A 20,786-nucleotide genomic window follows, 5' to 3' on the forward strand; every position below is an offset into this window, starting at 1 on the left:
CGACTAGGATGGTCGGGTGCCCCGATCCTCGTCTTCGCCCGCGCGCGTCCCGGTCGAGGAGCGTCTCTTCAGCCTCGTGCTGGCGCTGCTCGCGACCGAGAACGGCCTGACGAAGAACGAGATCCTCTCGACCGTCCAGGGCTATCGCCAGCGCTTCGAGGCGCACGGCGACAACAGCAGCCTGGAGCGCCAGTTCGAGCGCGACAAGGACGACATCCGCGAGCTCGGCGTGCCGCTGGAGACGGTGGAGTCGCCGGAGGCCGCCGGCAACAACCAGCTGCTGCGCTACCGCATCCCGAAGGGCGCATACGACCTCCCGTCGGACGTGGTGTTCTCCCCGATGGAGATCACCCTGCTCGGGCTCGCCGCCACCGTGTGGCGCGAGGGCTCGCTGTCGGGGGAGTCGCGCCGCGCGCTGATGAAGCTGCGCTCGCTCGGCGTGGAGGCCGACGAGCCGGTCGTCGGCTACGCACCGCGACTGCGGGCCCGCGAGAGCGCGTTCGAGCCGCTGAGCCAGGCGCTGGAGCGCAACGCGATCGTCCAGTTCCCCTACCTCAAGCCCGGCGAGAGCGCGTCGCGCGTGCGCACGATCGCGCCGCTCGCGCTCGTGCAGCACCAGGGCCGCTGGCATCTGCAGGGCATCGACCAGGAGGCGGGCGGCTCGCGCACCTTCCTGCTCTCGCGCATGGTCGGGCCGGTCAAGGTCACGAACCGCACGTTCACGCCGGAGGGCGACGACTTCGCCGAGCGCGCCCTGGAGGACCTGGAGCGCATCTGGGCCGCGAACGTCGCTGAGATCGAGGTGACGGCGGGCACCGACGCCGCGACCCGGCTGCGCAAGCGCTACGGCGACGCCGTCCCGGCCGAGCACGAGGGCGCGGCCTTCCGGCTCACCGTGAACTTCTCCGACATCAACATCCTCGCCGACCAGCTCGCGGCCTTCGGCCCCGAAGTGCTGGTGCTGGCCCCGGAGGAGCTCCGCGGCAAGGTGGTCGAGCGCCTGGTGGCGGTCGCCGAGGCGCACGAGAGCGCCGTGGACGCAGGGGAGGGGAGCGGCCGTGGCTGAGCGCAGGCGCCCGATGCAGGCGCAGGACAAGCTGGCGTTCCTTCTCGCGCTGGTCCCGTACCTGATGGACCGCGACCGGGTGACCGTCGCGGAGGCCGCGGAGCACTTCGGCGTGGACGAGGAGAGCATGCGCGACGCCGTGCGGCTCATCGCCGTCTCCGGCATCCCCGGCGAGACGAACGCGTACCAGCCGGGCGACCTGTTCGACATCTCCTGGGACGACTTCGAGGAGAACGACCGCATCATCCTCACCCACCAGGTGGCGATCGACGACTCGCCGCGGTTCTCCGCCCGGGAGGCCGCCGCGCTGATCGCCGGCCTCCAGTACCTCACCGCGCTGCCGGAGAACGCCGACCGAGACGTGATCGGCTCGCTGATGGCCAAACTGGCCCGCGGCGCGTCTGCGGCGCCCAGCCAGGTCGCGGTCGCGCGCTCCGAGTCGGACGAGGCCCTCGCGACCATCCGCGAGGCCGTCATCGCCGGCACCCAGCTCGAGTTCGACTACCTCAACTCCCGCGGCGAGCGCGAGCGCCGCCGCGTCGACCCGTTGCGCGTCGAGTCCGTCGACCAGGACTGGTACCTGCGCGGCTGGGACCACCTGCGCACCGCGATCCGCACCTTCCGCCTCGACCGCATCGACGGCCTGATGACGACCGCGGAGCCGATCACCTACCGGCCGGGCGACCTCAAGCTGCCGGAGACGCTCTTCGAGGGCACGCCGGAGGATCAGCTCGTCACCGTCGAGGTGTCCGCGTCAGCGATCCCCCTCATCGAGGACTACATCCCGGAGGGCGCGCTGCGCGAGGAGCGCGACGGCGTCATCCGCACGAGCGTGCGCGTCGCCCACTTCCACGGCCTCAAGCGCCTGGTCGCGGGCCTCGCCGGCGTGCTCACGGTGCTCGACCCTCCCGAGGCCCGCCGGACCGTCGCCGAATGGGCGCGTGCGGGCGCCGACCGCTACCGTTAGGCTCCGAGCATGCCGTGGTGGTCGTGGGTCGTCATCTGGGTCGTGCTCGTGCTCGGCCTGCTCGGCATGCTCGCGTTTTTCGCCTGGTGGCTGTTCCGCAAAGTGATGGCTGCCGGACGCGAGGCGAGCGCGCTGATCGAGAAGGCGGACGTCCTCAGGCAACGCTCGGATGACATGCGGTACACTGAGTTTCACAGCGCCGTCTTCGCCGATGCCGATCTGCTCCGTGCAGAGCGCGAACAGGCCGTTGCCGACCGCCAGGTCGCACGGCAAGCTCGCAGAGATCGCCAGGTTAGGCGCGGTAAAATACTCGTGAGGGCGGATCCGTTCCGCTACTCGTACTTGAACAGAAGGACGTAAATCATGCTCGGCGGCCTCACCGGATGGCACTTGCTCATCATTCTCGCGGTCATCCTCCTTCTCTTCGGTGCGCCCAAGCTTCCCGCCCTCGCGAAGAGCATCGGCCAGTCCATGCGCATCTTCAAGGGTGAGGTCGACGAGATGAAGAAGGACGGCAAGGACGACAGCGCGAACACCGACGCGTCGACCGCCGCTCCCACCACGTCTGCGCCTGCTGCGCCGACCGCCGCTGCGCCGACGACCACTGCGCCGATCAACGACTCGACCGAGTCCAAGCCGAAGCAGTAGCTGCGTGGCCTCCACCAAGCGAGGCAAGAACCGCGAAGGCCGGATGTCGCTGGCCGAGCATTTCGTCGAGCTTCGTAAACGTCTCTTCCGCGCTGCGCTCGGCCTCCTGGTCGGCGCGGTCGCGGGCTGGATCCTCGCCGGTCCCGTCATGGACGCGCTGCGCGAGCCGATCACGGCGATCGCGAAGCAGCAGGGCCGCGAGGCGCTGCTGAACTACGGCAGTATCACCGGGGCCTTCGACCTGAAGATGCAGATGGCGATCACCATCGGCATCATCATCTCCAGCCCGGTCTGGCTGTGGCAGATCTGGGCGTTCTTCGTCCCTGCGCTGACGCGCAAAGAGCTCAAGTACGCGTTCGGCTTCTTCTTCACCGCGGTGCCGCTGTTCATCGCGGGCGGCGTGGCCGGCTGGCTGCTCGTGCCGCACATGGTCAGCCTCCTGACCAGCTTCGCGCCGGAGCAGGACGCGGCGATCATCGACGCCAAGACCTACATCGACTTCGTGACCAAGCTCGTCCTCGCGGTCGGCGTCGCCTTCGTGCTGCCGGTGTTCCTGGTGCTGCTCAACTTCGTCGGCGTGCTGAGCGCCACGTCGATCATCGGCTCCTGGCGCTGGGCGATCATCATGATCGCGCTCTTCACCGCCATCGCGACGCCCGCGGCCGACGTGCTCTCGATGTTCCTGCTGGCCGTTCCGATGGTGCTGCTCTACTTCGGCGCCTACGGCGTCGCCTGGCTGCACGACCGCCGCGCGGCCAAGGCGGCGATGCGGCTGGAGGCCGAGCTCGCGGCATAGGCTGGTCGCGTGACCGACCAGCAGCAGCAGCTCTCCCCGGCCGAACGCTTCGCCGCCTCGCGGCAGCGGGCGCAGCAGCCTCTGCTGGAGACCTTCCGGGCGGGGCTGCGCTTCGACCTGGACCCCTTCCAGCGCGAGGCGTGCGCCAGCCTGGAGAACGGCAGCAGCGTGCTCGTGGCCGCGCCGACCGGTGCGGGCAAGACCATCGTCGCCGAGTTCGCGGTGTTCCTCGCCATGCGCGAGGCGAACGCGAAGGTGTTCTACACCACGCCGATGAAGGCGCTGAGCAACCAGAAGTTCCAGGAGTTCGTCGAGGCCTACGGGCCGGAGTCGGTCGGCCTGCTGACCGGCGACACCAACATCAACTCGCACGCCCGCATCGTGGTGATGACCACCGAGGTACTCCGCAACATGCTGTACGCCGACTCCGACCTCCTCGGTGATCTGGCCTACGTGGTGATGGACGAGGTGCACTACCTGGCCGATCGGTTCCGCGGGGCCGTCTGGGAGGAGGTCATCATCCACCTGCCGCAGGCGGTGCGGATGGTCTCGCTCAGCGCCACGGTCTCCAACGCCGAGGAATTCGGCGACTGGTTGCAGGCGGTGCGCGGCGACACCGACGTGGTGGTCTCCGAGGAGCGTCCCGTGCCGCTGGAGCAGCACATCCTGATGCGCACCAAGCTGATCGACCTGTTCGACTCGTCCGGCCTGGCGGCGACCAACCGGGTGAATCCGGAGCTCGTGCAGATGGCGCGCTACGGCGGCCGGGTGCTCTCCAGCCGGCAGACGCGCGACGTCGGGCGCTACCACTCGCGCGGCGGCCGTCCCGACACGTTCCGGATGAACCGGGCGGACTTCGTCCGGATGCTGAACGAGCACAACCTCCTGCCCGCGATATTCTTCATCTTCAGCCGTAACGGCTGCGATGCCGCCGTCCGCCAGACCCTGCGCGAAGGTGTGCGGCTCACCGAGCAGCGCGAGCGCGACGAGATCCGCGCCATCGTCGAAGAGCGCTGCCGCACCCTGCTGGACGAGGACCTCGCGGTGCTGGGCTACTGGGAGTGGCTGGAGGGCCTGGAGCGCGGCGTCGCCGCCCACCACGCCGGTATGCTGCCCGCCTTCAAGGAGGTGGTGGAGGAGCTCTTCCGCCGCAAGCTGGTCAAGGTGGTCTTCGCGACGGAGACGCTCGCGCTGGGCATCAACATGCCTGCCCGCACCGTCGTGCTGGAGAAGCTGGAGAAGTTCAACGGCGAGGCCCGCGTGCCGATCACCCCGGGGGAGTACACCCAGCTCACGGGCCGCGCCGGGCGCCGCGGCATCGACGTCGAGGGGCACTCCGTCATCCAGTGGGAGGACGGCCTCGACCCGCAGTCGGTCGCCTCGCTGGCCTCCCGCCGCAGCTATCCGCTCAACTCGAGCTTCCGGCCCACCTACAACATGGCCGTCAACCTGATCGACCAGTTCGGGCGGGTGCGCACCCGCGAGATCCTGGAGTCGTCGTTCGCGCAGTTCCAGGCGGACCGCGCGGTGGTCGACCTCGCCCGCAAGGTGCGCCAGCAGGAGGAGTCCCTCGCCGGCTACGAGAAGGCGATGGAGTGCCACCTCGGCGACTTCCGTGAGTACTCGCGCATCCGCCGTGAGCTCAGCGACCTGGAGAAGAAGGGTCAGCGCATCGAGAACGCCTCCAAGGCCGACCGCGAGCGGCGCCAGCGCCAGCTCGCCGGGCTGCGGAAGCGGATGCGGGATCACCCCTGCCACCGCTGCCCGGACCGCGAGCAGCACGCCCGCTGGTCGGAGCGTTGGTGGAAGCTCAAGCGCGACACCGACCGGCTGAGCGCCCAGATCCAGTCCCGCACGGGTGCGGTCGCGAAGGTCTTCGACCGCGTCTCCGACGTACTCCTCGAACTCGGCTACCTGACCGCGGAGGACGGCGAGACGGAGCTGACCGTGCACGGCCGCACTCTCAAGCGCATCTACGGCGAGCGGGACCTGCTCGTCGCCGAGTGCCTGCGCCGCGGCTACTGGAAGGAGCTCGACGCCGCGGGCCTGGCCGCGATGGCGTGCGCGCTGGTCTTCGAGCCGCGCCGCGACGACGGGCTCGCCCACGACCGCAACCTCCCGCGCGGCGCCTTCCGCCCGGCCCTGGAGCGCACGACCGATCTCTGGGCCCGACTGGACGACCTGGAGCGCGACAACCGCCTCCCGGGCAGCGAGCCCGTCTCCACGGCGCTGGCGCTGGCGATGCACCAGTGGGCGCGCGGGGCGGCGCTGGACGTCGTGCTGCGCGAGGCCGACATGGCCGCGGGCGACTTCGTCCGCTGGACGAAGCAGACGATCGACCTCCTCGACCAGCTCTCCCTGGTCGCGCAGGGGAACGTCGGTCGCACGGCACGTCAGGCGCTGGAGTCGATCCGCCGCGGCATCGTCGCGTACTCCGCCGTTGCGTGAGGGAGACCCGTTGCCTGAGAACGCAGGTCCCGTGGCTGTGCGGGACGCAGAGCGGGATGCTTTAAGCTCTCCCTTCGTGACCCGAACGCCGCGCGCCCGCCGATCGCGGCGCGCTGCGCTGCCGCCGGCGCCGCTTCCGCTCTGGCTCGCGGTCCTCGTCGCGATCGGCGCCGGTCCCGTCCTCGCCGCCGGCTTCCCCGGTCAGAACCTGTGGCCGCTGACCTTCGTCGGCATCGGGATGGTGCTCCTCGCGCAGCGCGGGCGGACATCCGGGAACGCGTTCCTGGTCGGCTGGCTCGCGGGCGAGGCCTTCTATCTGGTGCACGTCTCCTGGACGTCGCTGTATCTCGGCCCTGTGCCGTGGGTCGCGCTCTCGACGCTGGAGGCGCTGTTCTGGGGCGCGGGCGGCGTCCTCCTCACGCTGGCTTACCGCTGGGCGCCGAAGGCCTGGCCCGGCATCGCCGGCCGGCTCGGGATGACGCCCGTGATCGTCGCAGGGCTCTGGGTGCTGCGGGAGTACGTGACGGGCAACTGGCCGTACGGCGGCTTCTCCTGGGGCCGGGTGGCGGAGTCGCAGTCGCTCAGCCCGTACGCCCCGTTGGTCGCCTGGCTCGGCATCTCCGGCCTCAGCTTCGTGATGGTGTGGCTGGTGGCGCTCCTCCTCGAGCTGTTCTTCGCCGTGGACGTGCGAGCGCTCGTGCGCTGCGCTGTCGCGCTCGGCGCGATCGCCATTGTGCTGGCCGTTCCGTCCTGGCCGGCGACGACGCACGGCACCACCCGGATCGCCGCCGTGCAGGGCAACGGACCCGCCGGCTACTTCGACAACGCCCCGGAGGGCGCGGTGTTGGACACTCAGATCACCGAGACGCTGAAGATCCCGGCCTCGCAGTCGACCGGCGCGAAGAAGCTCGACATGGTGGTCTGGCCGGAGGGCGCCGCCCAGCCGGACCCGACACGAGACCCGGGCTCCGCCTCCGTCCTCGACGCGTTGAGCCGGAAGTTCGGCGCGCCCTTCATCGTCGGGACGATCACCTCCCGCGACGGCAAGTACTTCAACACGTCGCTGCAGTGGGAGGCCGGGAAGGGCGCCGTCGACTACTACGACAAGAAGCACCCCGTGCCGTTCGGCGAGTACGTGCCCGACCGGTCGTTCTGGCGGCCGTTCGCGCCGTCGCTCATCGACCTCATCGGCCGCGACTACACGCCGGGGACCCGCGACAACGTGTTCGATGTCGGGGGAGTGCGCGCCGGCATCTCGATCTGCTTCGACATCGTCGACGACCAGCTCCTCACCGACATGATGAACGACGACGCCCAGGTCATCCTGGCCCAGACCAACAACGCCGACTTCGGCAAGACCGACGAGAACGAGCAGCAGCTCGCCATCGCCCGGCTGCGCGCGATCGAGTCGGGCAGGGCCCTGGTCAACATCTCGACCGTCGGCAGCAGCCAGATCATCGCTCCCGACGGGAAGACGATCACCATGATCCCGCCGTTCCAGCCCGGCCACATGGTCGCGGACGTGCCGCTCGGCACCACGACGACGCCGTCCACGCTGCTCAGCCGCGGCATCGAGTTCCTCGTCGCGGGCCTCGGGCTCTTCGGCCTGCTGGCGGCCGCGCTGTGCCGGAGGCTGCCGGCGCCTGACACGAGAAAGCCGCTCCCACCGGAACGGTGAGAGCGGCTCAACAGGTGCCGAGTATCAGGCCGAGTACTTGTGCTCGGTCGTCCCGCGGCGTGCGCGCAGGTATTGCAGCCGCTCCTCGAGGAGCTCTTCGAGCTCGGCCCGGGTGCGGCGCTCCAGGAGCATGTCCCAGTGGCTGCGCGGCGTCTTGACGTCCGAGTGGTCGATCTCGACGGGCTTGTCGTCGACCAGCAAGCGGGCCTCGTGGCCGCAGTGCTTGCACTCCCAGCCCTTGGGAGGTTCGGCCTCGGCGGAGAAGACCATTTCGGTCTCCGTGCCGCAGTCGGGGCACAGGTAGGTGTAACGGGAACGCGGAGAGTAGACGACGCCTTCTTCGCTTTGTAAGCTCTGGGCGCCAAGCCTCATTCCGCGCAAGCTGCGATCTGCCATCTGTGTGGTCTCCTCTTCGCGCGAATCGTCACCATTTATAAACCAGCAAGCTGGGGATTCTCTTTCCGCGTGCTCCCTTCTCTCAGTGGGCTCACAGCGTCACTAAAGGGAAGGCGACTCACTTCGAGCGCTGACCAGGGCTTTCAAGAGGTCGCAGCGGTTGGTGACGATTCCGTCGACTCCGAGGTCGAGCAGCCGCGTCATGTCGGCGACGTCGTCGACCGTCCAGACGTGCACCTCGGCTCCCGCGGCCTGGATCGCGCGGACCGTGCGGGCGGTGACCAGGCGCACCGGGCCGCGGCGCTCCGGGATCTGCACGGCGGCGAACCCGCGCAGGGCGCGCCGGGTGAGCGGGCGCGTACCGAGTTTCGAGCCGATCAGCGCCGGCACGAACTCCGAGACGGAGGGCGACACCGCGACGTCCGGGAGGGCGGAGGTGGCGGCCCTCCTGCGCGCCGCCGAGAAGCTCGTGAGGAGGACCCGGTCGGCCGCGCGCGTCTTCACGATCGCGGCCGCAGTCGGAGCCGCGGCGCGCTCGTCCTTGATGTCGATGTTGAAGCGCGCCTCCGGAAAGGCGTCCAGCGCCTCGGCGAGCGAGGAGAAGGACTGGCCGTGGCCGAGCGGGATGCGCCGCAGCTCGGCCAGGGTGAGCTGGTCGACACGCACCTCGCGGCCGGCCACCCGGGACAGGTCGGGGTCGTGGCTGATCACCGCCTCGCCGTCCGCGGACGCGTGCACGTCCGTCTCCAGGTGGGTCGCACCCGCGCTCAGCGCCTTCAGGAAGGCGAGCAGGGTGTTCTCCGGCGCGTCCGACGCCAGGCCGCGGTGCGCGATGATGCGCGGCCGCGGCCCGTCGAGGAACGTCACGCCGGGGGAGCGGGCGGCGGAGTCGGACCCGTGGCGCCGGCGCCAGCCGCCTCCACGGACGGAGCGGCCTGAGCGGCTGCCGGGACCACGCCGAGCCCGGCCGCGGCCGCGCCCTTCGGGCCCAGCGCCTGACCGATGCCCTTCAGCGCCTCCGTGAGCTCGCTCGGGATGATCCAGAGCTTGTTCGCGGAGCCTTCGGCGAGCTTCGGCAGCGTCTGCAGGTACTGGTAGGCCAGCAGCAGGTTGTCCGGGTTGCCCTCGTGGATGGCGCTGAAGACGGTGGTGATCGCCTTCGCCTCGCCCTCTGCGCGCAGCACGGCCGCTTTCGCGTCGCCCTCCGCCTTGAGGATCGAGGCCTGCCGCATGCCCTCCGCGTTGAGGATCTCGGACTGCTTGGTGCCCTCCGCCGTCAGGATCACCGCACGACGGTCGCGCTCGGCGCGCATCTGCTTCTCCATCGAGTCCTGGATGGACAGGGGCGGGTCGATCGCCTTCAGCTCGACGCGGGATACTCGGATGCCCCACTTGCCTGTGGCCTCGTCGAGCACCAGGCGGAGCTGGCCGTTGATGTTGTCGCGGCTGGTCAGGGCGGCCTCGAGGTTCAGGCCGCCGACCACGTTACGCAAGGTGGTCGTGGTGAGCTGCTCGACGGCGCCGAGGTAGTTGGCGATCTCGTACGTCGCCGCACGGGCGTCGGTGACCTGGAAGTACACGACGGTGTCGATCGAGACCACGAGGTTGTCCTCGGTGATCACCGGCTGCGGCGGGAACGAGACGACCTGCTCGCGGAGGTCGATGAGCGGGCGCACCTTGTCGATGAACGGGACGACGACGTTGAGGCCTGGGGTGAGCGTCTTGTGGTACCGGCCCAGCCGCTCCACCACCCCGGCCCGCGCCTGCGGAATGATCCGGATGGCGCGGAACAGCGTGACCAGAACGAAGATCGCGATCACCAGGATGATGATCGAGACCACGATGGTCACGACGAGCTGGGTGACTTGGGTCACGTCAGGCTCCTCTCAGTGAGGTCGCCGGCTCCCGCCGACACCGGTGACGGGGCGACGACGGCCGTCGCGCCCTCGATGCTCAGGACGATGACGTGCTCGCCCGGCACCAGTTCGGCGGGGCCGGACTGGGCGGGCGAGAGCCGCGCGGTCCAGGTCTCCCCGACGGACAGCTTAACGAGTCCCGCGGTGCGCGAGACGGTCGAGACGACGACGCCGTTCATGCCGATCAGCGCATCGACGTTGCTCTTCGTGGGGTCGCCGCCACGCTTGAGCCTGTGCAGCAACGGCGGCCGGATGAAGAACACCAGGACCACCGAGATCGCGGCGGCGATGATGAGCTGCAGCCACCACGGCGCACCGAACAGCCCGGAGATCAGCCCTCCGAAGCTGCCGATCGCGATCATGAGGAAGACGAAGTCGAGCGTCAGCATCTCGATGATCACGAACACGAGGATGAGGACGAGCCAGGCGATCCACGCGAAGGACGTGATGTCCATGAGCGGCCCCCTCTCTACACATCACCATGTGTCTACACATCACTATGTACTTGCTAGAACGCTAGCATTCCCGCGGCCCACTGGACGGAACGCACTTGGTAGTCTCAGAAAGCCGTGTCGTCCAACGCTCTAGGAGTACCCGTGTCCAACGCTTCCGCGTCCGCCAGCCCGCTCGCGCAGGGCAGCCTCACCGGCAAACGCGCCCTCGTCACCGGTTCGTCGCGCGGCATCGGCGCCGACACCGTGCAGTACCTGGCCGACGCCGGCGCCGCGGTCGCGATCAACTACCGCAACAAGGAGGCGCGTGCGGTCAAGCTGGCCGACGCGATCCGCGAGCAGGGCGGCAGCGCGATCACCGTCGGCGCCGACCTGACCGACCCGACGTCGGTCGGCGCGCTGTTCCGGGCGATCGACACCGAGTGGGGCGGCCTCGACATCCTGGTCCTGAACGCCTCCGGCGGCATGGAGTCCGGGATGGCCGAGGACTACGCCATGCAGCTCAACCGCGACGCGCAGGTGAACGTCCTGACGTCGGCGCTGCCGCTGATGGCCGCCGGCTCGCGCGTCGTGTTCGTCACCAGCCACCAGGCGCACTTCATCCGATCGACGCCGACCATGCCCGAGTACGAAGCCGTCGCGCTGAGCAAGCGGGCGGGCGAGGACGCGCTGCGGTCGCTGCTCCCCGAGCTCGACGCGCAGGGCATCGAGTTCGTCGTCGTCTCCGGCGACATGATCGAGGGAACCATCACCGCGACGCTGCTCAACCGGCTGAACCCCGGCGCGATCGACGCCCGCAAGGAGGCAGCAGGCCGCCTCTACAACGTCGGCGAGTTCGCCGCGGAGGTCGCATCCGCGGTGGTCGACCCGGTGCCGGCCGACCACACCCGCCTCGTCGGCGACGTCTCCAGCTTCGAGCCGATCAGCGAATGAGGCCCGCCGACCTCGAGCTCCTGACCGGAGTCTCGCGCCCCACCGTCCACCCGGCAGGAGGCCGCGCGGTCGTCTCGGTCACGCATCCTTCGCTGGCCGCGGACGCGACGATCGGGCAGCTCTGGAACATCCCGCTGTCCGGGCACGCGGCGCCGCGGCGCCTCACGCGCGGCTTCCGCGACAGCGCCCCGGCGTTCTCGCCGGACGGGCGTCTGATCGCATTCCTGCGCGGCGGGCCGAAGTCGCCGTCGCAGCTCATGGTGGTCGACGCCGCCGGCGGCGAGCCGGTGGTCGCCACCGACCGCAAGCTGGGCGTGACCGAGTTCGCCTGGGCTCCGGACGGCCGTTCGCTCGCGTTCGTCAGCCGCGACCCCGAGCAGGGGCGCTACGGCACGGTGGAGGGCATCGACCCGAACGGGGAGCGCGCCCGCCGGATCGACACGCTGAAATATCAGTCGAACGGACTCGGCTACATCACCGACCGGCGCTCGCACGTCTACATCGTGTCCGTCCCGGACGTCTGGGCGGAGCCGCCGGTGGCGCCGATCGCGGAGGCCGACGGCTCGAGCCGGCCGGCGCCGGCGGTGGCGACGCCGCGTGCGCTGACCAGCGGGGACTGGGACGACTCGACGATCGCGTTCTCGCCGGACGGCTCGACGCTCGCGTTCGTCTCGGCCCGGCACGGCAGCCGGGACGACGACCTCCGCTCGAACGTCTTCCTGGTGCCTGTCGACGGCGGCAGGGAGCCCTCCGACGCGACGGGGGAGCACGGCAGCTTCTCGGTCGTCGCCGTAGCCTACGGCCTCAACGGCGCGCTCTACTTCAGCGCGCAGGACGTGGGGCAGGGCGGCAGGGACTTCGTGGCGAAGAACACCGCGCTGTACGTGATCGACCACCCGGGGGCCGCTCCGCGCCTGCTGACCGATCCGGAGACCGTCGACCTCACCGAGTCGGACATCGTCGCTTTCCGCGACGACAGCGTGCTGGTGTGCGACCGCCGCCGGGGCGCGCTCGTCCTGACCGAGGTGGAGGCCGACGGCGCCGCGCGCAGGCTCACCGACGACCTCGCCGTGGTGAGCGGCGCCGGCGCGGCAGGCGGGACGATCGTAGTGAGCGTCTCCGACGCCGCCACCGCGGGCGACGTCGCCGTGATCGACGGCGACGGCCTCCGGCGACTCACCGACTTCTCCCGCGCCCTGCGCGCGGCCGGCGTGATCGCCCCGCGCGAGCTCACGGTGACGGGCCGCGACGGCTATCCGATCCACGGCTGGGTCGTGGCCCCGGAGGGTACGGGACCGCATCCCGTGCTCCTGAACATCCACGGCGGGCCGTTCGCCGCCTACACCGCGGCGCTGTTCGACGAGGCTCAGGTCTATGCAGCGGCGGGCTACGCCGTGGTGATGTGCAACCCGCGCGGGTCGGCCGGCTACGGCCAGGACCACGGCCGCGTCATCCGGCAGCGGATGGGCACCGTCGACCTGGCGGACGTCCTGGACTTCCTGGACGGCGCGATCGCCGAGACCCCCGGCCTCGACGCCGAGCGCGTCGGCGTGATGGGCGGCTCCTACGGCGGCTACCTGACCGCGTGGACGATCGCCCACGACCACCGCTTCGCCGGGGCGATCGTGGAGCGCGGCTACCTCGACCCTGCCGCCTTCATCGGCACCAGCGACATCGGCAGCTTCTTCAGCGACGAGTACACCGGCACCGATCCGTCCGGGATCGCGGCGCAGAGCCCGCAGGCCGTGGTCGACAGAGTGCGGACGCCTACCTTGGTACTGCACTCGTCCAGCGACCTGCGCTGCCCGCTCGGCCAGGCCGAGCGGTACTACGCGGCCCTGAAGCGTGGCGGCGTCGAGGCCGAGCTCGTGATCTTCCCCGGGGAGGACCACGAGCTGAGCCGCAGCGGACGCCCGCGGCACCGTCGCGAGCGGTTCGAGATCATCCTGGACTGGTGGGACCGGCACCTGCCCGTGAAGGCGCGGCGCTAAGCGGCGTCCTGCATTAGGCGGCGGCGGGCGCGGCGGGCGCCGCGCTCGTCTTCAGCACCTCGCGGCCGAAGGTGAAGGCCCGGACGATCCCGATGATGCCGAGCACGATCAGCGCGATCGCGGCGAACAGGATCAGGAACACGGCCGACGACGCGGGCAGGAACAGCACCACGAGCCCCGCGACGATGCTGAGGATGCCGTACGCGATCGCCCACCCGGCGGAGCGCGCACGCCCGGCCTCCACCAGCGCCATGATGCCCTCGATGATCCAGCCGACGCCGATGAAGGCGAGGGCGAAGATCACCAGGACGGTCGCCGCGGTCGAGACGTTCTTCAGAGTCACGATGGCGAGGAACACCAGCAGCACGCCGAGGATGATGTTGAGCGTGCGGATGCCGCCCCCGATGCCGCGGGCGAAGATCCCGACGCCCAGCCGCATGATGCCGGCGATGAGGAAGTAGATGCCGAGGAACACGGCCAGCACGGCGATGGTCTTGGCGGGCCAGAACAGCAGCACGACGCCGAGGACGACCGCGACCGCGCCGCTGACTCCCATCACGGCTCGCATTGCGTTGATGGCTGAACGCGTCATCTCCGACGCGTCCAGCGAGAGGTCACGGACCGCGGAGTCGAGAGGATCGGTGGAGGACATCGCACGCACCCTTCTGTCGTTCGGCCACGTTGTCGGATGGCCGCTTACGCGCAGAATACTGAAAATCTCCTGTGCATATCAGACCCATTCTCGCGACGCCGCGGTCGCGGGGAGGGGAGCGGGTCGGAGGCACCTGGTTAGATCGGAAGCGACACCGAACGGACGGAGCACGGCGATGACCACGGCGACCAGCGCGACAACGGCCGAGGGCGGACAGGAGCGGGCGGACAGCCACGACGTCATCCGGGTCCGCGGCGCCCGTGAGAACAACCTCAAGGACGTCAGCGTCGAGCTGCCGAAGCGTCGCCTGACCGTGTTCACCGGGGTGTCCGGCTCCGGAAAGAGCTCGCTGGTGTTCGGGACGATCGCCGCCGAGTCGCAGCGCCTCATCAACGAGACCTACAGCGCGTTCGTGCAGGGCTTCATGCCGTCGCTCGCGCGGCCGGACGTGGACGTGCTGGAAGGGCTCACCACGGCGATCCTCGTCGACCAGGAGCGGATGGGCGCCAACGCGCGGTCCACCGTCGGCACGGTCACCGACGCGAACGCCATGCTGCGCATCCTGTTCAGCCGGCTCGGGCAACCGCACATCGGCTCGCCGCAGGCTTTCTCGTTCAACATCCCGACCGTGCGCGGCTCCGGCGCCATCTCCATCGAGGGCAAGGGGACGGTGAAGCGCAGCTTCGAGCAGACCGGCGGGATGTGCCCGCGCTGCGAGGGGATGGGCACCGCCTCCGAGATCGACCTGACCCAGCTCTACGACGAGTCGAAGTCGCTGTCCGGCGGCGCGATCACGGTGCCCGGCTACACCGCGGACGGCTGGTCGGTGCGGATGTTCAGCGAGTCCGGCTTCTTCGACGCGGCCAAGCCGGTCCGGGACTACTCGGAGACCGAGCTGCACGACTTCCTCTACAAGGAGCCGGTGAAGGTCAAGATCAACGGCATCAACCTCACCTACGAAGGTTTGGTGCCGCGCGTGCAGAAGTCGATGCTGTCGAAGGACATCGAGGCCATGCAGCCGCACATCCGGGCGTTCGTGGAGCGCGCGGTCACCTTCGCGCCCTGCCCGGAGTGCGGAGGGACGCGGCTCAACGCGGGCGCGCGGTCGTCGCTGATCCGCGGCGTCAGCATCGCCGACGTGGGCGCGATGCAGCTCAGCGACCTCGCGGAGTGGGTGCGCGGGCTGGACGAGCCGTCTGTGGCGCCGCTGCTGGCCGGCCTCCAGGGCACCCTCGACTCCTTCGTGGACATCGGCCTCGGCTACCTGTCGCTCGACCGGCCGTCCGGCACGCTGTCGGGCGGGGAGGCGCAGCGCACGAAGATGATCCGTCACCTGGGGTCGTCCCTCACCGACATCACCTACGTTTTCGACGAGCCGTCGGTCGGCCTTCACCCGCACGACATGCGCCGGATGAACGAGCTGCTCGTGCAGCTCCGCGACAAGGGCAACACCGTGCTGGTGGTGGAGCACAAGCCGGAGATGATCGTCATCGCCGACCACGTGGTCGACCTCGGGCCGCGGGCGGGCACGGCCGGGGGAGAGATCGTCTACGAGGGGACCATCGAGGGCCTGCGCGCGAGCGGCACGCTTACCGGGCGGCACCTGGACGATCGGGCGACGGTCAAGGCGTCGGTGCGCGCGCCGTCCGGGCGGCTGGAGGTGCGCGGCGCGACGTCGCACAACCTGCAGGACGTGGACGTCGACATCCCGCTCGGCGTGCTCGTCGTGGTCACCGGCGTGGCCGGCTCCGGCAAGAGCTCACTCATTCACGGTTCGGTGTCCCCGCGCGAGGGCGTCGTCTCCGTCGACCAGGCCGGCATCCGCGGCTCACGGCGCAGCAACCCGGCCACGTACACCGGCCTGCTGGAGCCGATCCGCAAGGCGTTCGCGAAGGCCAACGGCGTCAAGCCTGCGCTGTTCAGCGCGAACTCCGAGGGCGCCTGCCCGAACTGCAACGGCGCCGGCGTCATCTACACCGACCTCGGCGTGATGGCCGGCGTCTCGACGGTGTGCGAGGTGTGCGAGGGCAAGCGCTTCGACGCGTCGGTGCTGGAGTACCGGTTCGGCGGCCTGGACATCAGCGAGGTGCTCGCGCTGTCCGTGGAGGAGGCCGAGACGTTCTTCGCGAGCGGCGAGTCGCGCATCCCGGCCGCCCACGCCATCCTGCAGCGTCTGGCGGACGTCGGTCTCGGCTACCTGACCATCGGCCAGCCGTTGACGACGCTGTCCGGCGGCGAACGGCAGCGCCTGAAGCTGGCGACGCACATGGCCGAGAAGGGCGGCGTCTACGTGCTGGACGAGCCGACCACCGGCCTGCACCTGGCCGACGTCGAGCAGCTCCTCGGCCTCCTGGACCGGCTGGTCGACTCGGGCAAGTCGGTGATCGTCATCGAGCACCACCAGGCCGTGATGGCGCACGCCGACTGGATCGTGGACCTCGGCCCGGGCGCCGGCCACGATGGCGGCCGAGTGGTGTTCGAGGGGACGCCCGCGGAGCTGGTGGCGTCGCGCTCGACGCTGACCGGGCAGCACCTGGCGGAGTACGTGGGGGCGTGACGTCCTAGTGGGCCGCCACGGCGGTCCCGGTGAGCTCGTGACGCGAGAAGGTGTCGACGAAGCACTCGTAGGCGCGGTCTCCCGACGCCCACTGGTTGGCGCTGTTCGGATAGCGCAGCTCCACCTGGACGTCCTCGTTCCACACCGCGACCCAGTTCCAGTCCAGGATGCCGGGGGCGGTGCAGAGGTCGCCGACCTGTGTGTTGAGCGCCTGCGCGCCGGGGAACGGCGCGCCGGCGGACTGGGGGAGGGCGCCCTGCGAGATCACCTGGGCGATGTGCGGCGACGCGCAGTCGATGACGGGGTAGGAGCTCTCCCACGGCGAGGGGAAGACCTGGAGGCACGCGCCGGTGGCGATGCTGCCGACCGGCTGCTCCGGCACGGTCGCGACCGGCGGCGTGTGGGTCGGGCGCGGCGGCAGCCCGAGCGGCGTGGGAGCCGGATCGAGCGGGTGCGGGGTGCCGGACGGGGATGCCGTCAGGTCGGCCCGGGCGTGGCCGGCGGGGAGGCCGCCCGCGAAGGCGGCGACCGAGAGGAGGACGACAGCGGCGGCGGCGGTCGCGGCCACGAGGACGATCCAGCCGCGGCGCGACAGGCCGTCCGGGCTCGCGGGGGATCGGCGGTCTCTCACCGCCTCATCCTACGGTCGGCCGTCGAGATCGCGAGCAGTCATACGCGGGAGGCCCGGTCGGAGCGCGGTCGTGACGCGGCTGGGTAGCCTGGAGGGATGGAAGTCGCCGAACCGATCACGTTGACCGTCGGCGGAGCCTCCCGCACGGACCTGCGCACGGCCCTGAGATCGCACGGTGTCCTGCTGAACGCGCACGCCGAGACGCTGCTGGATCACGAGGCCTTCGACGCGCGGGATACGGTGGAGCTGACCATTGTCGAGCGCAGTGTGGGCGAGCTGGGCCTCGGCGACGGCGGGAACCTCCCGCAGGTCTTCGCAGCCGCGCGCGAGCAGGGACTGTGGTTGTGCCCGCCCGACACCGGCCCGTACCTCCGGCTGGCGATGCGGTCGCAGCCGAACGCGCCCGATTCGGTCCTGTCGGCGGGACGCTCGCCGGCCGGGTCGATCAAGGTGGCGGCCGCGCCGCTGAGCGAGGATGTCGAGTTCCCGAAGGGCTACTACCTGCGCGTGGTCGACGGGGTGCAGTGGCTGCGCGGCTACCGCTGCGACGACGAGTACCGGTTCTCCGCGGAAGACCGGTTCGCGTTCACGCTTCCGCCGGCCTCCTGACCGGCGTCACGACCGGTACTCGGGGTTCGGGAAGTCGAACCGGGTCCCCGCGTCCCACTCCTTGCGCTGGTTGCCGTAGTCGGGGAAGCCGCCGGCGTCCTTCAGCAGCCGGGCCAGGTGCAGGAGGTTCCAGGTGAGGAAGGTCGTGTTGCGGTTCGTGAAGTCGTTGTCGAACCCCACGCGGCGGCCGTCGCCGGCGTCGTCGCCGTAGCTGGGGCCCGGTCCGGCCTCGCCGATCCAGCCGGCGTCCGCCTGCGGAGGGATCGAGTAGCCGATGTGTTGAAGGCTGTACAGCACGTTGGATGCGCAGTGCTTGATGCCGTCCTCGTTGCCGGTGATGAGGCAGCCGCCCGTCCGGCCGTAGTAGAGCCACTGGCCTTTCTCGTTCAGCTCGCCCGAGTGCGCGTAGAGCCGTTCGATGATCTTCTTGGTCTCGCTGCTGTTGTCGCCGAGCCAGATCGGGCCGGCGATCACGAGGATGTCGGCGGCGAGCACCCGCGGGAAGAGGTCGGGCCAGGCGTCCACCTCCCAGCCGTACTCGCGCATGTCCGGGTAGACGCCCGTGGCGATCGGGTGGTCGACGGCGCGGAACTGATCGACCTGCACACCCTGGTCGGACATGATCGACGCGCTCACGTCGACCAGTGACTGGGTGTGGCTGCGGCCGGGGGAGCGGGTGAGGGTCGTGTTGATGAAGAGCGCTTTCAGATCGCTGTAGTCGATGTCCCGTGGGCTCATGGGTCTCACGGTAGAGAGCGGCCGCCGGGCTGTCCAGCGGTCCGATCAGGCGGTGGAGGAACTTTCTTCACGAATTGTGATCATTTGCAGCAAACGCAGATGTGCATTCGTGTATTGTTGCACTGCCTGCAAAAACCGTATCGCCTCCAAAGGAACCCGTCTTGTCTACAACCACCGCGCCCGTGAGGGTGCAGCCAGCGGCGCCCGCGCCGCGCGAATCGAAGCCGATCATGTCGCACCGGCAGATTCTCCTCGTCATCTACGGCCTCATGGCCGGAATGTTCCTGTCGTCGCTCGACCAGACGATCGTCGGTACCGCGATCCGCACGATCGGCGACGACCTCCACGGACTCAACGACCAGGCGTGGGTCACCACGGCGTACCTGATCACGTCCACGATCGCAGTCCCGATCTACGGCAAGCTGTCCGACATCTTCGGCCGCCGCCCGCTGTACATCTTCGGAATCGTCGTGTTCCTGCTCGGCTCCCTGCTCTCGGCGTTCTCGACGTCGATGATGATGCTGGCCGCGTTCCGCGCGTTCCAGGGGATCGGCGCAGGCGCGCTGATGTCCCTCCCGCTGGCGATCATGGGCGACATCCTCGCTCCGCGTGAGCGTGCCAAGTACCAGGGCTACTTCCTGGCCGTCTTCGGCATCTCGTCGGTCATCGGCCCGCTCATCGGCGGCCTGTTCGCCGGCGCCAACCAGATCCTCTTCGTCACCGGATGGCGCTGGGTCTTCCTCATCAACGTCCCGATCGGTATCGTCGCGCTTCTCATGGTGCTGGCGTTCCTGCACTTGCCGAAGTTCCACAAGGCCGCGAAGCCCCGCATCGACTGGTGGGGTGCGACCGCGGTCATCGTGACGCTCGTCCCCGTGCTGCTGGTCGCAGAGCAGGGGCGTGACTGGGGCTGGAGCTCCGTCGCCTCCATCAGCTGCTACGTGATCGCCGCGGTCGGCCTGATCTCCTTCATCCTCATCGAGCGTGCCATGAAGGACGACGCGATCATCCCGCTGCGCCTGTTCCGTTCGCGGGTGTTCTCGATGGCGACCGTGCTCGGAGTGCTTGTCGGCTTCGGGATGTTCGGTGCCATGCTGACCCTGCCGCTGTACCTGCAGATCGTCTTCGGGCTGAGCCCGACGGCCTCCGGCTTCGCCACACTGCCGATGATGGCCGGCCTGATGATCGCCTCGATCGCGTCGGGCCAGATCATCGCCCGCACGGGCAAGTACCGGATCTTCCCCGTCACGGGAACGCTGTTCACGGCGGCCGGCTTCTTCGTGCTGACCTTCCTCACCATCGACAAGCCGCTCTGGTTCCTGATGATCGCGATGTTCCTCATCGGGCTCGGACTCGGCCAGATGATGCAGACGCTCACCCTGGCCAGCCAGAACGCGGTCGCGCCGAACCAGATGGGCGTCGCCACCGGCGCGTCCACCTTCTTCCGCCAGATCGGTGGAACCCTCGGTGTCGCCGTGCTGCTCTCTGTGCTCTTCGCCGCCCTGCCGGGCAACATCGTCACGGCGACGGCCGACCAGAAGACCCTGAGCTCGGCACTGGATGCCGCTCTGACGCCGGAGGTCGCGACCGCGCCGCACAACAAGGCGATCATGAAGCAGCTCTGGACGCCGATCGTCACCCCGATCGAGGCGAGCATCCAGGACGAGCTCGCCGCCGGCGTGACGAAGGCGAAGGCCGCTGCCGACGCCGCCGTGACCGACAAGGTCACCGCCGCTGTCGACGCGCAGGTCGCCGCCGGGCACATCCCGGCCGAGGCCGCGGCGCCGATCATCGCCCAGCAGGTCGCGGCGGCCACGCCGCAGGCCGAGGCCGCAGCACTCGCCGCGGTCGCGAAGGCGGCGCACGCCACGGTCGTCGACGGGACGGTCGAAGTGAACTGGGCGAACGCGAGCCAGCGCGGCTTCTACGTCGACAAGCTCACCCCGACGCTGGCCGACAAGCTGAAGTCGGGCGACTCCAAGGCGAACAGCTCGACCAGCAGCTCGACGAGCGACACCTCGTTCCTCGACGGCGCGGACCAGCGTCTGAGCAAGCCGTTCATGGTCGGGTTCAACGATTCCGTGGTCCTGGTCTACACGATCGGCCTCGGAGTGATCCTGCTCGCCTTCGTCCTCACCCTGTTCTTCAAGGTGCCGCCGCTGCGGAAGACTTCCGCGCTGCAGCAGCAGGCCGACGAGGGCGGCGCGACCGTGACCGGAAGCATCCGGGCGGTGCCGGCCAACTGATCGGGGGAGTGGGCGGTGTCCTGTGACGCCGCCCACTCCGCTCGGTCGGAAGACATCAGATC

Annotated in this window: 19 protein-coding genes; 12 read left to right on the plus strand and 7 right to left on the minus strand. The window is 69.7% G+C overall.

What is annotated here, in order from left to right; genetic code table 11:
- The first annotated feature begins 16 nt into the window (after nucleotides 1-16).
- The 7 genes from ABH923_RS00845 to lnt all read left to right on the plus strand — a co-directional run bounded on the left by ABH923_RS00845 (nucleotide 17) and on the right by lnt (nucleotide 7,603).
- Nucleotides 17-1,066 (plus strand): helix-turn-helix transcriptional regulator, encoded by a 1,050-nt coding sequence (locus tag ABH923_RS00845; RefSeq protein WP_370053154.1) that lies wholly within the window; start codon nucleotides 17-19, stop codon nucleotides 1,064-1,066.
- Complete coding sequence (locus tag ABH923_RS00850) at nucleotides 1,059-2,033, plus strand: helix-turn-helix transcriptional regulator (protein ID WP_370053155.1); 975 nt, start codon at nucleotides 1,059-1,061, stop codon at nucleotides 2,031-2,033. Before ABH923_RS00845 ends, ABH923_RS00850 begins: the two co-directional genes overlap by 8 nt.
- Before the next feature lie 9 nt (nucleotides 2,034-2,042).
- On the plus strand, nucleotides 2,043-2,393 hold the full coding sequence (locus ABH923_RS00855; RefSeq protein ID WP_370053157.1) for a hypothetical protein: 351 nt from the start codon (nucleotides 2,043-2,045) through the stop codon (nucleotides 2,391-2,393).
- A 3-nt stretch (nucleotides 2,394-2,396) separates the two neighbouring features.
- Nucleotides 2,397-2,681 (plus strand): Sec-independent protein translocase subunit TatA, encoded by a 285-nt coding sequence (tatA, locus tag ABH923_RS00860; RefSeq protein WP_370053159.1) that lies wholly within the window; start codon nucleotides 2,397-2,399, stop codon nucleotides 2,679-2,681.
- A gap of 43 nt (nucleotides 2,682-2,724) precedes the next feature.
- Nucleotides 2,725-3,477 (plus strand): twin-arginine translocase subunit TatC, encoded by a 753-nt coding sequence (gene tatC, locus ABH923_RS00865; protein ID WP_370057254.1) that lies wholly within the window; start codon nucleotides 2,725-2,727, stop codon nucleotides 3,475-3,477.
- 9 nt (nucleotides 3,478-3,486) lie between these two features.
- Nucleotides 3,487-5,925 (plus strand): DEAD/DEAH box helicase, encoded by a 2,439-nt coding sequence (locus ABH923_RS00870; protein ID WP_370053161.1) that lies wholly within the window; start codon nucleotides 3,487-3,489, stop codon nucleotides 5,923-5,925.
- A 76-nt stretch (nucleotides 5,926-6,001) separates the two neighbouring features.
- Nucleotides 6,002-7,603, plus strand: a complete 1,602-nt coding sequence (gene lnt, locus ABH923_RS00875) for an apolipoprotein N-acyltransferase (protein ID WP_370053163.1) — start codon at nucleotides 6,002-6,004, stop codon at nucleotides 7,601-7,603.
- Between the two features lie 24 nt (nucleotides 7,604-7,627).
- Here lnt and ABH923_RS00880 read toward each other — a convergent pair whose 3' ends face one another.
- From ABH923_RS00880 to ABH923_RS00895, 4 genes are all read right to left on the minus strand, one after another.
- A complete protein-coding gene (locus tag ABH923_RS00880; protein ID WP_370053165.1) occupies nucleotides 7,628-7,999 on the minus strand; it encodes an RNA polymerase-binding protein RbpA in 372 nt (123 codons plus the stop codon).
- A gap of 102 nt (nucleotides 8,000-8,101) precedes the next feature.
- Nucleotides 8,102-8,866: a glycerophosphodiester phosphodiesterase family protein gene (locus tag ABH923_RS00885; RefSeq protein ID WP_370053167.1), complete on the minus strand. Its 765-nt coding sequence runs from the start codon at nucleotides 8,864-8,866 to the stop codon at nucleotides 8,102-8,104.
- Nucleotides 8,863-9,849, minus strand: a complete 987-nt coding sequence (locus ABH923_RS00890) for an SPFH domain-containing protein (protein ID WP_370057255.1) — start codon at nucleotides 9,847-9,849, stop codon at nucleotides 8,863-8,865. The genes ABH923_RS00885 and ABH923_RS00890 overlap by 4 nt, the downstream gene beginning before the upstream one ends.
- A gap of 20 nt (nucleotides 9,850-9,869) precedes the next feature.
- On the minus strand, nucleotides 9,870-10,370 hold the full coding sequence (locus tag ABH923_RS00895) for an NfeD family protein (protein ID WP_370053170.1): 501 nt from the start codon (nucleotides 10,368-10,370) through the stop codon (nucleotides 9,870-9,872).
- A 141-nt stretch (nucleotides 10,371-10,511) separates the two neighbouring features.
- Between ABH923_RS00895 and ABH923_RS00900 the strand changes: the two genes are divergently transcribed.
- Both ABH923_RS00900 and ABH923_RS00905 read left to right on the plus strand, forming a co-directional pair.
- Nucleotides 10,512-11,300: an SDR family oxidoreductase gene (locus ABH923_RS00900; protein WP_370053172.1), complete on the plus strand. Its 789-nt coding sequence runs from the start codon at nucleotides 10,512-10,514 to the stop codon at nucleotides 11,298-11,300.
- Nucleotides 11,297-13,291 carry a prolyl oligopeptidase family serine peptidase gene (locus ABH923_RS00905; RefSeq protein WP_370053174.1) on the plus strand — a complete coding sequence of 665 codons (1,995 nt, stop codon included), beginning with the start codon at nucleotides 11,297-11,299 and terminating at the stop codon, nucleotides 13,289-13,291. Before ABH923_RS00900 ends, ABH923_RS00905 begins: the two co-directional genes overlap by 4 nt.
- Before the next feature lie 13 nt (nucleotides 13,292-13,304).
- Here ABH923_RS00905 and ABH923_RS00910 read toward each other — a convergent pair whose 3' ends face one another.
- A complete protein-coding gene (locus ABH923_RS00910; protein ID WP_370053176.1) occupies nucleotides 13,305-13,943 on the minus strand; it encodes an HdeD family acid-resistance protein in 639 nt (212 codons plus the stop codon).
- A 175-nt stretch (nucleotides 13,944-14,118) separates the two neighbouring features.
- Here ABH923_RS00910 and ABH923_RS00915 point away from each other — a divergent pair, with 175 nt between their 5' ends.
- A complete protein-coding gene (locus ABH923_RS00915; RefSeq protein WP_370053178.1) occupies nucleotides 14,119-16,500 on the plus strand; it encodes an ATP-binding cassette domain-containing protein in 2,382 nt (793 codons plus the stop codon).
- A gap of 4 nt (nucleotides 16,501-16,504) precedes the next feature.
- Here ABH923_RS00915 and ABH923_RS00920 read toward each other — a convergent pair whose 3' ends face one another.
- Nucleotides 16,505-17,131, minus strand: coding sequence for a septum formation family protein (locus ABH923_RS00920; RefSeq protein ID WP_370053180.1), 627 nt, complete (start codon nucleotides 17,129-17,131; stop codon nucleotides 16,505-16,507).
- A 96-nt stretch (nucleotides 17,132-17,227) separates the two neighbouring features.
- Between ABH923_RS00920 and ABH923_RS00925 the strand changes: the two genes are divergently transcribed.
- Nucleotides 17,228-17,740 (plus strand): hypothetical protein, encoded by a 513-nt coding sequence (locus ABH923_RS00925; protein WP_370053181.1) that lies wholly within the window; start codon nucleotides 17,228-17,230, stop codon nucleotides 17,738-17,740.
- 6 nt (nucleotides 17,741-17,746) lie between these two features.
- Here ABH923_RS00925 and ABH923_RS00930 read toward each other — a convergent pair whose 3' ends face one another.
- A complete protein-coding gene (locus ABH923_RS00930; RefSeq protein ID WP_370053182.1) occupies nucleotides 17,747-18,478 on the minus strand; it encodes a flavodoxin family protein in 732 nt (243 codons plus the stop codon).
- A 230-nt stretch (nucleotides 18,479-18,708) separates the two neighbouring features.
- Between ABH923_RS00930 and ABH923_RS00935 the strand changes: the two genes are divergently transcribed.
- On the plus strand, nucleotides 18,709-20,724 hold the full coding sequence (locus ABH923_RS00935) for an MDR family MFS transporter (protein ID WP_370057256.1): 2,016 nt from the start codon (nucleotides 18,709-18,711) through the stop codon (nucleotides 20,722-20,724).
- Nucleotides 20,725-20,786 lie beyond the last annotated feature (62 nt).

Origin of the sequence: Leifsonia sp. EB41, from assembly GCF_041262565.1 — a bacterium.
In the GTDB taxonomy this organism is placed as follows: domain Bacteria; phylum Actinomycetota; class Actinomycetes; order Actinomycetales; family Microbacteriaceae; genus Leifsonia.

Bases quoted from the DNA above. Each gene is read 5' to 3' on its own strand.
- ABH923_RS00905 (WP_370053174.1), top strand. From the start codon at position 11,297: ATGAGGCCCGCCGACCTCGAGCTCCTGACCGGAGTCTCGCGCCCCACC.
- ABH923_RS00915 (WP_370053178.1), top strand. From the start codon at position 14,119: ATGACCACGGCGACCAGCGCGACAACGGCCGAGGGCGGACAGGAGCGG.
- tatC (WP_370057254.1), top strand. From the start codon at position 2,725: ATGTCGCTGGCCGAGCATTTCGTCGAGCTTCGTAAACGTCTCTTCCGC.
- ABH923_RS00895 (WP_370053170.1), bottom strand. From the start codon at position 10,370: ATGGACATCACGTCCTTCGCGTGGATCGCCTGGCTCGTCCTCATCCTC.
- ABH923_RS00925 (WP_370053181.1), top strand. From the start codon at position 17,228: ATGGAAGTCGCCGAACCGATCACGTTGACCGTCGGCGGAGCCTCCCGC.
- tatA (WP_370053159.1), top strand. From the start codon at position 2,397: ATGCTCGGCGGCCTCACCGGATGGCACTTGCTCATCATTCTCGCGGTC.
- ABH923_RS00935 (WP_370057256.1), top strand. From the start codon at position 18,709: ATGTCGCACCGGCAGATTCTCCTCGTCATCTACGGCCTCATGGCCGGA.
- ABH923_RS00855 (WP_370053157.1), top strand. From the start codon at position 2,043: ATGCCGTGGTGGTCGTGGGTCGTCATCTGGGTCGTGCTCGTGCTCGGC.
- ABH923_RS00880 (WP_370053165.1), bottom strand. From the start codon at position 7,999: ATGGCAGATCGCAGCTTGCGCGGAATGAGGCTTGGCGCCCAGAGCTTA.
- ABH923_RS00930 (WP_370053182.1), bottom strand. From the start codon at position 18,478: ATGAGCCCACGGGACATCGACTACAGCGATCTGAAAGCGCTCTTCATC.
- ABH923_RS00910 (WP_370053176.1), bottom strand. From the start codon at position 13,943: ATGTCCTCCACCGATCCTCTCGACTCCGCGGTCCGTGACCTCTCGCTG.